Annotated in this window: 12 protein-coding genes; 3 read left to right on the top strand and 9 right to left on the bottom strand. The window is 61.9% G+C overall.

Features of this window, described 5'->3' with window-relative positions:
* Window positions 1–5 precede the first annotated feature (5 nt).
* Window positions 6–884, top strand: a complete 879-nt coding sequence (locus J2858_RS18425; protein ID WP_210106295.1) for a polysaccharide deacetylase family protein — start codon at window positions 6–8, stop codon at window positions 882–884.
* 92 nt (window positions 885–976) lie between these two features.
* On the opposite strand, the gene J2858_RS18420 is transcribed toward J2858_RS18425, so the two are convergent.
* From J2858_RS18420 to J2858_RS18390, 7 genes are all read right to left on the bottom strand, one after another.
* Window positions 977–2,380 carry a mannitol dehydrogenase family protein gene (locus tag J2858_RS18420; RefSeq protein WP_432443376.1) on the bottom strand — a complete coding sequence of 468 codons (1,404 nt, stop codon included), beginning with the start codon at window positions 2,378–2,380 and terminating at the stop codon, window positions 977–979.
* A complete protein-coding gene (gene uxuA / locus J2858_RS18415; protein WP_210106293.1) occupies window positions 2,380–3,579 on the bottom strand; it encodes a mannonate dehydratase in 1,200 nt (399 codons plus the stop codon). The genes J2858_RS18420 and uxuA overlap by 1 nt, the downstream gene beginning before the upstream one ends.
* A 29-nt stretch (window positions 3,580–3,608) precedes the next feature.
* On the bottom strand, window positions 3,609–4,646 hold the full coding sequence (locus J2858_RS18410; protein WP_210106292.1) for an L-idonate 5-dehydrogenase: 1,038 nt from the start codon (window positions 4,644–4,646) through the stop codon (window positions 3,609–3,611).
* Window positions 4,647–4,696: 50 nt separating this feature from the next.
* Window positions 4,697–6,103 carry a TRAP transporter large permease gene (locus tag J2858_RS18405; RefSeq protein ID WP_210106291.1) on the bottom strand — a complete coding sequence of 469 codons (1,407 nt, stop codon included), beginning with the start codon at window positions 6,101–6,103 and terminating at the stop codon, window positions 4,697–4,699.
* Window positions 6,104–6,106: 3 nt separating this feature from the next.
* Window positions 6,107–6,682: a TRAP transporter small permease gene (locus J2858_RS18400; RefSeq protein WP_210106290.1), complete on the bottom strand. Its 576-nt coding sequence runs from the start codon at window positions 6,680–6,682 to the stop codon at window positions 6,107–6,109.
* Between the two features lie 69 nt (window positions 6,683–6,751).
* Window positions 6,752–7,726 carry a sialic acid TRAP transporter substrate-binding protein SiaP gene (locus J2858_RS18395; RefSeq protein WP_210106289.1) on the bottom strand — a complete coding sequence of 325 codons (975 nt, stop codon included), beginning with the start codon at window positions 7,724–7,726 and terminating at the stop codon, window positions 6,752–6,754.
* A 55-nt stretch (window positions 7,727–7,781) separates the two neighbouring features.
* Entirely contained in the window at window positions 7,782–8,495 is a 714-nt protein-coding gene (locus J2858_RS18390) for a FadR/GntR family transcriptional regulator (protein ID WP_210106288.1), read from the bottom strand.
* A gap of 213 nt (window positions 8,496–8,708) precedes the next feature.
* Between J2858_RS18390 and J2858_RS18385 the strand changes: the two genes are divergently transcribed.
* A complete protein-coding gene (locus J2858_RS18385) occupies window positions 8,709–9,683 on the top strand; it encodes a GntR family transcriptional regulator (protein ID WP_210106287.1) in 975 nt (324 codons plus the stop codon).
* A 75-nt stretch (window positions 9,684–9,758) separates the two neighbouring features.
* Complete coding sequence (locus tag J2858_RS18380) at window positions 9,759–10,877, top strand: mandelate racemase/muconate lactonizing enzyme family protein (RefSeq protein ID WP_210106286.1); 1,119 nt, start codon at window positions 9,759–9,761, stop codon at window positions 10,875–10,877.
* A 183-nt stretch (window positions 10,878–11,060) separates the two neighbouring features.
* Here the strand turns inward: J2858_RS18380 and J2858_RS18375 are convergent, their stop codons facing one another.
* Window positions 11,061–12,215: a mandelate racemase/muconate lactonizing enzyme family protein gene (locus J2858_RS18375; protein WP_210106285.1), complete on the bottom strand. Its 1,155-nt coding sequence runs from the start codon at window positions 12,213–12,215 to the stop codon at window positions 11,061–11,063.
* Window positions 12,216–12,240: 25 nt separating this feature from the next.
* Window positions 12,241–13,449 carry a D-mannonate dehydratase ManD gene (gene manD, locus J2858_RS18370; RefSeq protein WP_210106284.1) on the bottom strand — a complete coding sequence of 403 codons (1,209 nt, stop codon included), beginning with the start codon at window positions 13,447–13,449 and terminating at the stop codon, window positions 12,241–12,243.
* Window positions 13,450–13,451: the final 2 nt, after the last annotated feature.

Below are 13,451 nucleotides of genomic sequence, written 5' to 3'. Positions count from 1 at the left end.
TAGCAATGGAACCCTGGCAATGGGACGAAGCGACATGGCGCGGCAAGGTCGACAAGGTGCGCGCCGGCCGCTCGCTGAAACCGAAGTCGTGGAAGGGCGGAGCCCGCTGCGCCGTCGCACTGTCCTTCGATAGCGATCACGAGACCAATGAACTGCGCGACGGTGGCGAATCCATCGGACGTTTGTCGCAAGGGCAGTACGGCAACCGGGTGGGCGTGCCGCGCATCCTCAATACCCTTCGGTCGGCCGGGGTTCCGGCCACCTTCTTCGTTCCCGCCGTTGCCGCCTTGCTCTACCCGGATGAACAACGGCAGGTGATTGCCGAGGGCCATGAGATCGGCCTGCATGGCTGGATCCACGAGGTCAATACAAAGGTGCCGCCGGAGAAGGAGCGCGAACTGCATCTGCGCGCCGCCGATACGCTCGAAAAAATCACCGGCGTGCGCGCCGTCGGCATGCGTACCCCCTCCTGGGATTTTTCACCTGTTACATTGGAGATCGAGCGTGAACTCGGCTTGCTCTATGACAGCTCGCTGATGGCCGATGACGATCCGTACGAGCTGGTGGAGGACGGCGAACCGACCGGCCTGGTGGAACTGCCGGTGGAATGGATCCGCGACGACGCGGTCTATTTCAACATGAACAGGTTCACCGCCCACCGCCCCTACACACCGCCGCCTGCCGTGCTCGACATCTTCAAGCGGGAATTCGACCGCGCCTACCAGGAGGGCGGCCTCTTTCTCCTGACCATGCACCCGCATGTGACCGGCTACCGCTCGCGCATCTTCATCCTGGAAGAGCTCATCCGCCATATCCAGGAGCACGACGATGTCTGGTTCGCCACGCATGCCGACATCGCCCGTTTTGTGAAAGACGGTGGTTAAGGCGTGCACTGAAACCTGAAAGGGCTGCGGCCCATTGCCCATGCCCTTTACGCTCAACTCAGAGCCGGACCGTTGAACGGAAAGGACCCGCTTCAGAAGGCGCCGATCGCGTCATTGAGGCGATCGCGCCAGCGGCGGGCTGCCACCAGCTCGGGAGGAAAAAGGCCGGGGATTGCAAAGAAGGCGGCAGACGGATCGGTGGCATTCATCACGGCGGCGGCCTCCAGGATTTCTGCCCGGCGCGGATCCTCGCAGTTGCCGCGTTTCTTCACCGCCGCCATCCAGACGCCGACCGCATAGGCTGTTGCCGCCGCGTCCTTGCCTTTTTCCAGGGCATCCACGGCCGGCGAGAGCAGCCTCTGCGGCAATTTCTGGCTGGTGTCGAGCGCGATCTGCAGGTTGCGGTGATCGATCGTCGGGTTGGAAAACCGCAAAAGCAGCGCCGCGATGTAATCGGACAGATCGATCCCTGGCACCGGATCGAGCGTCGACACCACCTCTTCCATATGCGCGCGCGCCTTGGCCGAAAGGTCCGGCACCGCCATCACCTCGCGGATATAGTCGAGCCCTGAAAGGATGCCGAGATGGGCCAGCAGCGTGTGGGTGCCATTGAGCAGCCTGAGCTTCATCTTTTCGTAAGGCTCGACATTGTCGACAAGGATTGCACCGCCAGCCTCCCAGCGCGGTCGACCCGAGACAAAGCGATCTTCGATCACCCATTGCAGAAAGGGCTCGGTTTCGAGCGCCAATGCGTCCTCTGTGCCGAGCAGCGCCTTGGCCCGCACACGCGTCGCGTCGGTTGCGGCGGGCACGATCCTGTCCACCATGGAGCAGGGAAACGCCCCCTCTTCGGCAATCCAGCTGGCAAGCGCCGGATCGCGGCGCTGCGCCAGTTCCAGGACGAGACGGCGCACGACCCTGCCGTTTGAGGGAAGATTGTCGCAGCAGAGCACGGTAAACGGCGCCACGCCGGCTGCCCGCCGCAGGGCAAGCCCTTCCACGAGGAAACCCAGCACACCGACGGGCGCATGCGGCATCTTCACATCGGCCACTACTGCCGGATGGTTATCATCCAGCCCGCCGGTTGCCGGATCAAGACCATAGGCCTTTTCCGAGACGGTCATCGTCACCACGCAGGTTGCGGGATCGGCAAGGGCTGCCAGCACGCGTGCCCTGTCCCTGGCTGCGCAGATCCAGCCGACGGTCGCACCGATCAACTCGCACTGGTCGCCCTTTTCGCTGCGGGTGATGACGCAATAAAGCCCATCCTGTGCCTCAAGCGCCTCCACCGGATCGGCTGAGCGCAGGTTGACCGCAACAATCCCCCAGGGCCCGAATTCAGCCTCCAGGGCGCGCTCAGTGAACACCGCCTGATGTGCGCGGTGAAAGGCGCCAAGCCCGATATGGACGATACCGGGTTTCAGCTTCCCTCTGTCATAGGCGGGCAGGCGCACGCCGGCGGGCAATCGGCTTGCGCTGGAGAGATGTGTCATGATCAGGCTCCCAGGCCATAGCGGGCATGCGACAGCGTCCGCTCGATGCCGCGCAGTTCCGCCAGCCCCTTCAGCCGGCCGATGGCGGGATATCCGGGCTGGGCACCGCGCGTGAGGTCGTCGAGAATTTCCTGTCCATGATCCGGCCGCATGGGAATGCGGTGATCCTCGCGCCCCTCTTCGCGCCGTCGCGCCTCTTCCGATAGAAGGGCTGCGATGACGGCGACCATGTCGGTGGCGCCCTCAAGGTGCTCGTCTTCGAAAAACGAGCAGGGAACCGTGTCGCTGTCGCGCGTGACATTGCGCAGATGCACGAAATGGATGCGATCGGCAAAACGTGTGGCAATGAAAGGCAGGTCATTGTCCGGCCTTGCGCCAAGCGAACCGGTGCAGAGCGTGACGCCATTGGCGCGGATGTTCACCTGATCCAGCATGTGCGCATAATCGGCTTCGGTCGACAGGATGCGCGGCAGGCCGAGCAGCGACCACGGCGGATCATCGCCATGGGCGCAGATATTGATGCCGACATCTGCTGCCACCGGCGCCACTTCGCTGAGGAAATCGACGAGATTCTGCTGCAGCCGCGCGCGGTCGATGCCCTGGTAGGAGCGCAGCTTTTCGAGCAGCTGGTCGAGCGTATAGCCATCCGCAGACCCCGGCAGGCCCGCGCCGATATTTTTGGCCAGCGCAGCGATCTTCAAATCCTTCATGCCGGAGAAGCGTCTTGCTGCCTCCTCCTGCAACCAGTCCGGATAATCCGCAGCAGCCTCCGGGCGCTTCAGGATGTGGATGTCGAAGGCGGCAAAATCCACCAGATCGAAACGCATGGCCTTGGCGCCATGGCCGGTCTCCCAGCGCAGATCCGTGCGCGTCCAGTCGAGAATCGGCATGAAATTATAACAGACGGTGCGGATGCCGGAGGCCGAGAGGCGCCGCAGCGTTTCCTGCCAATTGGCGATATGACGTTTCCAGTCGCCGGTCTGCGTCTTGATGTCTTCCGACATCGGAATGCTTTCAACAACATCCCAGACAAGGCCGCCGGCCTTGATCTCCTCATGCCGCCGGGCGATCTCGTCAACCGGCCAGACCTCGCCGGTTGCGATGTGGTGGAGCGCAGACACGATGCCTTCGGCGCCCGCCTGTGCCGCATCGCGCACGCTGACTTTGTCGATCGGCCCGAACCATCGCCATGTGTGTCTCATCGTCTGTCCTTCGTATCCGGTTGGTTCGTTTAAAACGTGATCTGCACCTTGCAGGCCGCTGAGCGGTCACCAGCCTGCTCGAAAGCCTCGACCGCCCGTTCAAGCGGGAAGGTGTGGGAGATGATCGGCCTGACGTCGATCTGCCGTGTCGAAATCAGATCGACGGCCTGAGCAAATTCGCCGTGGAAACGCTGCGAGCCGCGCCAGACGATTTCCTTGGCCACCAGCGCATTGAGCGGGATCGTCACGTCCCCGGTCACACCGACCTGGACGATCGTGCCGCGGGGCCTGATCGCGGCAAAGGCGGAGCGCAAGGCCGGTGCTGCTGCCGAGCAATCGAAAATCACGTCAAAACTGCCTTTGTTGTCCTGGAAAGGCAAAAGAGCGTCCGGATTGCTGGCGACATTGATCGTCTGCGTGGCGCCCATCGACGGCGCGCGCGACAGCGCCGCGTCCATCAGATCCGTCACCACGATGCGGGCGGCACCGGCATGGCGGGCGGCTGCCACCGTCAGCAGTCCGATCGGCCCTGCTCCGGTGACGAGAACGGCCTTGCCCGAGAGACTACCCGCCTGGGCAACCGCATGCAGGCAGACGGCGAGCGGTTCTGCGCAGGCCGCCTCTGCCGGCGTCACACCTGCACCGACCGGATGGCACTGGATCGCCGGCACGACGAGCTTTTCGCGGAACATGCCGTTTTCGTGCGGCAGGCGCATGGCAGATCCCATGAACCGCATGTGGAGGCAGTGGATCGGCTGGCCGATGCGGCAATACTGGCACTCACCGCAGGGCTGCGACGGGTTGATCGCAACAAGCTGTCCCAGCGCCAGCCCCGAAACGCCCTCCCCAAGGGCTTCGACATAGCCTGACGCCTCATGGCCCGCGATAATGGGCTCTCGAACCTGAACCGGGCCGAAACCGCCGTCCTGGTAATAATGCAGGTCCGAGCCGCAGATGCCGCCCGATGCCATGCCCAAGAGAGCCTCGCCCGGCCCCGGCCCTGCATAATCCAGCGTCTCCACCCGCAGGTCACGCCGGGCATGGAGGCGTGCAACACGCGTCTGCATTGTCCTGATCCCTTTCATCTCAAGTTTGTGAGCGACCATGCGCCAAACGGTTATCGGATCAGACCCAGCTGGGTCGGCAGCCAGAGCGTGATGGCCGGAATGAAGGTGATCAGCGCAAGTGCGATGAACAGCGGGATCATCCAGGGCAGGATGGCCAGCGTCGTTTTCTCCACCGAGAGCTTCGAGATGCGCGACAGGACGAAGAGCACCATGCCGACCGGCGGCGTCAGAAGACCGATCATCAGGTTCAAGGTGATGATGAGGCCCAGATGCACCGGATCAATGCCATAGCGGGCCGCAACCGGCATCAGGATCGGCACGAGGATGCTGATCGCCGCGATCGTATCGAGAAAGGCACCGACGACGAGCAGGAGGATGTTGACGATGATCAGGAAGGTCCACCAGTTGCTGGTGAGGCTGAACATGAAGTCGGAAAACAGCTGCGCTGCCTGGCTGACGGTCAGCAGCCACGCGAAGATGGAGGCGGCCGTGACGATGAACAGCACGGAGGCTGTGGTCTCGATCGTATCGAAAGAGGCCTTGGCCAGCGTTCTCACCGTCATCGTGCGATAGCGGACAAGACCGAGAAACAGTGACCACAGAACGGCCGCCACGGCAGCTTCGGTCGGGGTGAACCAGCCCATGGTCATGCCGCCGATCAGAAGCACGGGTGTCATCAGCGCCATCACGGCGGAAAAATCGAAATACCAGTCCAGTGCGACCAGAACCGCAAGGCCGATCAGCACGGCCACATTGACCGACAATCCCGCAAGCACCATCAGGTAGATGGCCATGGGGAAAGCAAGAACGATGGCCACTTCCATCGAAGCGCCCAGCAATTGCTTCAGCTCGAAGGGTGTGTCGGAACCCCAGCCCTTGCGCTTGGCGAAGATATAGACCGTCAGCATCATCAGCACGGTCATGACAACGCCCGGAACGATGCCGGCCATGAACAGCGCGCCGATGGAGGCATTGGCCATCATGCCATAGATGACGAAGGGCAGCGATGGCGGAAAAATCGGCCCGAGTGTTGCCGAGGCGGCGGTGACGCCGACAGCGGCTTCGATCGGATAACCGTGATCCTTCATCGCCTTGATTTCGATCGTGCCTATGCCGGCGGCATCGGCAAGGGCCGTGCCCGACATGCCGGAAAACACCACCGAACCGATAATGTTGACCTGCGCGAGACCGCCCTTCATCCAGCCGACGAGGGCAAGCGCGAATTTGTAGATACGGCCCGTCACACCGGCGATGTTCATGAGATTGCCGGCGAGGATGAAGAAGGGCACGGCAATCAACGGAAAGCTCTCGACGCCGGCGATCATGCGCTGGGCCGCGATGATGTCGGGCGCGACACCGTAGAGGATGAGATAAGCAAGCGAGGCCACCGCCATGGAGACGGCAACCGGCGTGCCGATGATCAGGAGGAGGAGAAAGGAACCGATAAGAAGCAGCATGGATCAAATTCCTCCTGCGTGGAGATCGTCCTGCGCCTGCTGGCGCACGGTCTTATTCCCCGTCAGGTCCTTGAAAAGGTTATGGGCGGAGCGGACAAACATCAGCGCAAAAGCGGCAAAGACCGAGTAGAAAACGATGCCGCGGGGAAGATCCACCGTCACCATCCGCTCCTCGCCGACGATCTCGAGGTAACGCCACATCAGCCAGGTGATATAGGCAAAGAAGATGATGCCAATGATATCGACGACGAGTTCGAGCGGCCTGACGGCCCATGTCGGCAGGAAGCGGTAGAGCAGGTCAACCTGGATATGGCGCATGGTGCGCACGCACATGACAGAACCGAGGAAGACCACGACCACCAGGCAGTTGGCGGCGATTTCCTCCGTCCAGGCGAGGCTGTCGTTCAGCACGTAGCGTGTAAAAAACTGCAGGAAAACAGACAGGCCCATACTCCAGAAGACAATGAGCGTCACCCAGTCTTCAATGGCATAAGGGGACAGATCGACCGGCGCTGCATCTTCCTCGAAGGCATGCGCCATCTCTTCCACGCTGATCGGCGCGTGCGGGTGCTCCGTCATGGATCGGCTCCAATCACAACGATTTCAGGAAAGGGCCCCGGCGCACCCCATGCGCCAGGGCGGCATCATTCACTTGATGGCGCGGATGGCTTCCCAATCGGCCTTGTCGTAGCCGAAGTCCTCGAACTTGGCCTTTGCGAGAACAGTCTTCTCGAAATCGGCCTTGTCGACCTCGGTCACCGTGATGCCCTTCTTCTTGAATTCCTCGACCAGCGCCTTTTCGCGCGCTTCAATGGTCTTGGTGGTGCGGGCGGCGGCTTCGAGCATCACATCGGTGAAGATCTTCTTGTCTTCATCCGAAAGGCTTGCCCAACGGGTCTTGGACACGACCGTGTTCAGGTGGTCAACGATATGGCCGGTGAGGACGATGTTCTTCTGAACTTCGTAGAACTTCTTTGCCTCGATCGTCGTCAGCGGATTTTCCTGCGCCTCGACCGTGCCGTTCTGCAGCGCCAGATAGACTTCCGCAAAGGCAATCGGCGTGGTGTTGGCGCCGCAGGCCCGCGGCATGGCAAGATAGGCCGGGACATCCGGCACGCGGATCTTCAACCCCGCCATGTCGGCGCATTTGGCAATCGGGCGGTTGGATGTGGTGTGACGCGTGCCATAATAGCTGACGGCCACGATATGGTTGCCGGTCTTTTCCTCATAGCCCGCGGCAAGCTTCTTGAAGACATCGCTTTTCGTGTAGGCCAGGAGATGGCTCGGATCGCGGAAGATGTACGGATAATAGGTGACGCCAATCGGCTTGTGATCACGGGCGGCAAAGCTGGAGCCGGAGATGATGATATCGACCGTGCCGAGCTTGAGGCCCTGGTTGATGTCGGCTTCCTTGCCAAGCTGCGAAGCCGGGAAGACATCGATCTTGTAGCGGCCGTTGGTGCGCTTGGCGATCTCGCCTGCCGCCCAGACCGAATCGGTGTGGAAGGGCTCTGATGTCTCGTAGACATGGGCCCATTTGAGGACTGTCTCAGCGTGCGCCGAGACGCCGGATGCGACGATGACCGCCGCAGCGGCAAGAAGCGTCTTCAGTGTCAGTTTCATGTGTTCCTCCCAATTGAAACAGAACTGCAGGGCAGACCGCCTGAATGACAGGCGGTTAGTCTTCTCTGGTCGGCTCCTCCCCGAAGCTTTCCGAGAATCTCTTTTGCGCAAGCGTCAGATGACGCCGCATGGCCTCGCGAGCGGCGGCAGGATCACGGGCTGCCAGGGCATCGCGAATGATACGATGTTCCTCAAGCGCCAGCTTCCAGGTGTGCGGCCCTTCGAAATAGCTCGCGAGCTTGGTGAAATAGGGCGACATCCGCGTGTCGTAGATCAGCCCGGTAAAATGCTTGAGCGCGGAATTGCCGATGATATCGGCGATGGCCGTATGAAAATCCCGGTCGCAGGCAAGCGCAACAGGCGCATCGTCCAGCGCTTTTTCCATGCGTGCCAGGATTGCATCGATCTGCGCAAGGTTTGCCGGCGTGACAAGTCTTGCCGCCTCTTCCGCAATGCCGCTTTCGATCAGGCAGCGCGCCTGCAGGATTTCCAGCGGACCCTCGCCCGCCTCACCGCGTAATTCCCCCTCGATCGGCCGGGGCCGGCTGCCGATATAAACGCCTGAGCCCATGCGGATCTGGATATAACCCTCGACCTCGAGCACGATCAATGCCTCGCGCACCGTTGGCCTCGACACCGAAAACCGTTCGGCAAGCTCGCGCTCGGGCGGAAGCCGCGAACCGGGCTTCAACTCTCCCTTCTCGATCAGCATACGGATCTGATCCGCCACCTGGCGATAAAGCCGGCGCGGCTCCAAAGCCACGAACATCGATATCCTCCCGGGCGCATCACTCCCCTGATGCGCATTGGCCAGATTGTCTGACCAATTGCAACTATGAGGTTTTTTGGGATGCTGTCAAGCGGGCTTGCTGATGCCGTCGTCGTGCCGAAGACCCAAAAGAAATTGTCTTGTGCATACACTAGACGTTTTATTTGGAACGTGCAATCCCTTGGCGACAGATACAGCTCGAAGAGCCCAGCCATGCCAGTTGCCACCGGTTCAATTGCCTCCAAACTCTACCGCCGCACAAGCGACGCGCTTCTCTTTGAAATCCGCCGCGGCGTGCTGCAGGACGGCATGCGCCTGACAGAAACCGCCATTGCGCAGCGCTTCGGCATCAGCCGGGCACCGGCGCGCCAGGCACTGGCCGAACTCGAACACGGCGGATTTCTGAAAAAGGCCGCCGGGCGCGGTTACGACGTGGTTGCTCCCCTCCATCCGTCCGGCCCCTGCCCGACCGACGCACTGGACACGGAGCCGGACCTCAAATCCCGGTCAGCCTGGGAAGCGATCTATCCGGATGTCGAGATCGAGGTCGTCTCGCGCACGGCGCTGGCCAGCTGGCGTATCAACGAGGTCATGCTGGCGCGGCATTACGGCGTGAGCCGAACCGTTGCCCGCGATGTGGTGGCCAGGCTTCAGGAGCGCGGCATCATCCGCAAGGATGCCAGCGCCCGATGGTATGCGCCCGCCCTCTCGGAAACGCTGATCAACGAACTCTACGAACTCCGTTGGGTTCTGGAGCCGCTTGCCCTGCAAAAAGCGGCAGCCCATCTGCCCGACGGGTTTCTTGCGACACTGCGCGCCAAGATCGAGACGGCCATGGCAACGGCCCAGGTCAGCAGCGAGCAGTTGGACGCGCTAGAGCAGGATCTTCATGTGGACCTCATCGGACGATGCGGCAATCAACCACTCTTGCGCGCCGTCAGCCTGCCGCAGGCGCTGCTCGTCGCGCACCACTTTCTTTACCGGCGCACTAGCGACCTGTTCGAGAGCGAACCCTTCCTGCCCGAGCACCTGAAGATCATCACGCTTCTGCAGGAACAGGATGTGGCCGGCGCTTGCGAGGCGCTGGTCGATCACCTGAAAGTATCGCGCGAACGCGCCATGCGGCGCATCCGCGCCGTCGCACAAACCATAGCGCCTGCGGACCTGCCGTATCTCGAACGGCTTTAGGCACCCAATTTCGACGCATGGGTTTGCGGTCCGCCCATCAGCCAAACGGATCCGCACCGGGGAGGAGGCCCTGTCATGAAGATTGCAAAGGTTGAACCGTTCATTCTGCACCTGCCGCTGACGGCAGACAGCATTTCGGATTCCACCCACAGCATCACCCATTGGGGTGTCGTGGGTGCAAAGATCACCACGACCGACGGGCTGGAGGGCTATGGCTTTACCGGAACGCATGCCCATCTGGCGTCCGACCGGCTGATCACGGCCTGCATTCGCGATTGCTATGCGCCGCTGCTCATCGGCGAAGATGCGGGCGACCATCAGCGCCTGTGGACGAAGCTCGCGCGCCATCCGGCCCTGCAATGGGTCGGACGAGCCGGCATCACCCAGCTGGCGCTTGCTGCCGTCGATGTCGCGCTATGGGATCTGGCGGCAAAGAAGGCCGGCGTGCCGCTCTGGTCCCTGCTTGGCGGCGCGCGCACCGAAAAGCTCGAAGCCTACAATACTGATATCGGCTGGCTGTCGTTTTCCAAAGAAGCGCTCGTCGCAGGCTCCGCCCGTGCCGTCGAGGAAGAAGGTTTTACGCGCATCAAGATCAAGGTGGGGCATGATGATCCCAACAGCGATATCGCCCGCCTTGAAGCCGTGCGCAACCGTGTCGGCAGCGCCGTGCGCATCGCCATCGATGCCAATGGCAAATGGGACCTGCCCACCTGCCAGCGTTTTTGCGCCCGCGCCCGCGACCTTGACATCTACTGGTTCGAAGAGCCGATGTGGTATGACGATATTGCAAGCCATGCCGCACTGGCCCGAGCGACGTCTATCCCGGTGGCACTCGGCGAACAGCTTTATACGGTCGATGCCTTCCGCAGCTTCATCAATGCCGGGGCCGTACATTACGTCCAGCCGGATGTCACCCGCCTTGCCGGCATCACCGAATATATCCAGGTGGCAGACCTTGCGCTCGCAAACCGCCTGCCCGTCGTGCCGCATGCCGGTGAAATGAGCCAGGTGCATGTTCACCTCAGCTACTGGCACCCGGCGTCAACGATCCTCGAATATATCCCCTGGATCAAGGATCATTTCCACGAACCGGCGAGCGTGGAGGGCGGCGTCTTCAAAAGGCCGCAGCAACCGGGCGCCAGCACCACACCGCTCGCACAGGCCTTCGAGCGTCACGGCCAATCGCTCGGATAGCTCGCCGCATCGTAAGCGGGAGAGTGAAGCGCGCTCAAACAGCGCGCCTCCCGCTCCTGATAGAACAGAGTGAGGAAGCCGCCCTGCATGTGACGCCGCGATCTGGCAGTCATTGCCTCCCCTGGTCGTAGCAGGTGGCCCGGACGGTGGAGTTTGTCCGGGCCCTGAACCGGAGCCTTTCGATTACCAGTTGGTCACCGATCCGTCCCGTCGCTTCAGGTGGGGTGCCTCCCAATATTCGAATTCCTGCCGGGCAAGCAGTTCCTCGTTGACTTCGATGCCGAGGCCGGGGGCGTCGGAGACGGGATAGAAGGCTCCCTCAAGCCGGGGCTGAACCGGGAAGAAGTCGGAGTTGTCGAAACCGAGATGGGTTTCCGCCGGACTGCTGCGCGTTTCGAGCCAGGAGAAATTCGCCACGGCCGCACAGAAATGCACGGTGGCTGCGGTGCAGACGGGCCCGAGCGGATTGTGCGGCATCATGTCGACGTAATGCGTCTCGCTCCAGGCCGCCACCTTCATGGATTCCGTCAGGCCGCCGACATTGCACACGTCCAGCCGGTTGAACTGGTGGATGTCGCGCTCAATATAGGGCTGGAACTGCCATTTCGAGGCGAATTCCTCGCCGATCGCAAAGGGAATGTCCGTCATCCGCCGCAGCGCTTCGTAGGCGCCGGGGCTTTCGTCCCGGATCGGCTCCTCGAGGAAATCGAGCGTGCCCTTCGGCATCTTCTGGCAGAAGCTGGCGGCCTCCGCCACGCTGAGGCGATGGTGGTAATCGATGCCGAGCACGATGTCCTCGCCGAGTATTTCCCGCGCCTTCACCAGCCATTTCGCCGTCGTGGCGATGTGTTCGCGCGGCTCGTAGATCTCCTTTTCCTCGTGACCGGCCGGCGACAGGCGCATCGCCGTCCACCCATGCTCGACAAGCATCTGCGCCTGCTCGATCATGGCCGGGCCGGGTTCCGCAAAGGTTGTCGCAAAGGTCGGGATGCGGTCGCGCTGCTTGCCGCCGAGCAGATCGTAGACGGGAACGCCGAGCGCCTTGCCCTTGATGTCATGCAGCGCGATGTCGATGGCGGAGATGGCCGCCTGCAGCACGCGTCCGCCTTCGAAATACTGGCTGCGGTACATTTCCTGCCAGAGCGCGCCGATCTTGAACGGGTCGCGGCCCTTGAGGAATTCGGCGTAATGGTCGAGTGCCCCGGCCACCGCCTTCTCGCGCCCGGACAGGCCGCTTTCGCCCCATCCGAAAATGCCCTCATCGGTTTCCACCTTGACGAGGAGCTGGTTGCGGATGCCGACCTTGACGGCATAGGTCTTGATCGCAGTGATCTTCATGGCTGTTCCTCCCTTTGCCGCTCGTCTACCAGTGCCACAGGGTGCCGTCTTCCAGGCGATTCACCGGAAGATAGGCGCGCTGATAGGGATATTTGGCCGCCAGCTCCTCATCGATATCGACGCCGTGGCCGATGGCATCGCCCGGATGCAGGTAGCCGTCGGTGAGGCTCCAGGCGCCGGGGAAGACGTCGAGGATTTCCGGCAGGTAGCCGGAATATTCCTGGATGCCGAAATTGGGGGCCCACAGGTCGAGATGCAGGTTGGCGCCGAGGCAGATCGGCGACATGTCCATGGCGCCATGGCAGGCGGTGCGGACATTGTAGACGCTGGCAAAATCCATGATCCGGCGCAGCGCCGTCACGCCGCCCGCATGCACGCAGGTCGTGCGGATATAGTCGATCAGCTGCTCTTCCATCAGAAGGCGCGCGTCCCAGATGGTGTTGAACACTTCGCCGACGGCGAGCGGCGTCGTCGTGTGCTTGCGGATCAGGCGAAAGCCTTCCTGGTGTTCGGCCGCAACCGTATCTTCCAGCCAGAACAGCCGGGCAAATTCCAGATCCTTGCCGACACGAGCGGCTTCTATCGGCGTCAGCCGGTGATGGGCATCGTGCAGCAGTTCGACGTCAAAGCCGTAGGCCTCGCGCACCGCCTGAAACAGTTTCGGGATATGGCGCATGTATTTGGACGTCGACCACACTTCCTCATGCGGCACGGCATCGTCTGCGGCATTGTTGGTGATGGACTTGGCGCCGGTGCCGTAGACATCGGGCAGGCCGGGAATGCCGACCTGCACCCGCACGGCCTTGTAACCCTCTTCGATCCGGCGGCCGACGGCATCCACCGCTTCGGCAATCGTGGTGCCTTGCGCATGGGTGTAGCACAGCACCTTTTCGCGGCTTGCACCGCCCAGCAGCTGGTAGAGCGGCATGTTGGCGGCCTTGGCCTTGATGTCCCAGAGCGCCGTGTCGATGCCGGCGATCGCCGCCATCGTCACCGGGCCGCGGCGCCAGTAGGCGCCCTTGTAGAAATACTGCCAGATATCCTCGATGCGGCTTGGATCGCGGCCGATCAGAAGCGGCGCGATATGCTCCTCCAGATAGGCGACCACGGCCTTTTCCCGCCCGTTCAGCGTCGCATCGCCGACCCCTGTCAGGCCCTCGTCCGTGAAGATCTTGACCGTGACGAAATTTCGGCCGGGAGAGCAGACAATGACTTTTACATCGGTGATTTTCATCG

The organism is Neorhizobium galegae, from assembly GCF_017877135.1.
Classification (GTDB): Bacteria; Pseudomonadota; Alphaproteobacteria; order Rhizobiales; family Rhizobiaceae; genus Neorhizobium; species Neorhizobium galegae_A.
Note: the sequence above shows the minus strand (reverse complement) of the source record. Positions and strands in the feature narration are given on the sequence as shown.

What these genes read in the sequence shown, in the direction of transcription:
- J2858_RS18410 (WP_210106292.1), bottom strand. Translation starts at nt 4,646, where the DNA reads ATGCAGACGCGTGTTGCACGCCTCCATGCCCGGCGTGACCTGCGGGTG.
- J2858_RS18390 (WP_210106288.1), bottom strand. Translation starts at nt 8,495, where the DNA reads ATGTTCGTGGCTTTGGAGCCGCGCCGGCTTTATCGCCAGGTGGCGGAT.
- J2858_RS18400 (WP_210106290.1), bottom strand. Translation starts at nt 6,682, where the DNA reads ATGACGGAGCACCCGCACGCGCCGATCAGCGTGGAAGAGATGGCGCAT.
- J2858_RS18425 (WP_210106295.1), top strand. Translation starts at nt 6, where the DNA reads ATGGAACCCTGGCAATGGGACGAAGCGACATGGCGCGGCAAGGTCGAC.
- uxuA (WP_210106293.1), bottom strand. Translation starts at nt 3,579, where the DNA reads ATGAGACACACATGGCGATGGTTCGGGCCGATCGACAAAGTCAGCGTG.
- J2858_RS18405 (WP_210106291.1), bottom strand. Translation starts at nt 6,103, where the DNA reads ATGCTGCTTCTTATCGGTTCCTTTCTCCTCCTCCTGATCATCGGCACG.
- manD (WP_210106284.1), bottom strand. Translation starts at nt 13,449, where the DNA reads ATGAAAATCACCGATGTAAAAGTCATTGTCTGCTCTCCCGGCCGAAAT.
- J2858_RS18380 (WP_210106286.1), top strand. Translation starts at nt 9,759, where the DNA reads ATGAAGATTGCAAAGGTTGAACCGTTCATTCTGCACCTGCCGCTGACG.
- J2858_RS18395 (WP_210106289.1), bottom strand. Translation starts at nt 7,726, where the DNA reads ATGAAACTGACACTGAAGACGCTTCTTGCCGCTGCGGCGGTCATCGTC.
- J2858_RS18385 (WP_210106287.1), top strand. Translation starts at nt 8,709, where the DNA reads ATGCCAGTTGCCACCGGTTCAATTGCCTCCAAACTCTACCGCCGCACA.
- J2858_RS18375 (WP_210106285.1), bottom strand. Translation starts at nt 12,215, where the DNA reads ATGAAGATCACTGCGATCAAGACCTATGCCGTCAAGGTCGGCATCCGC.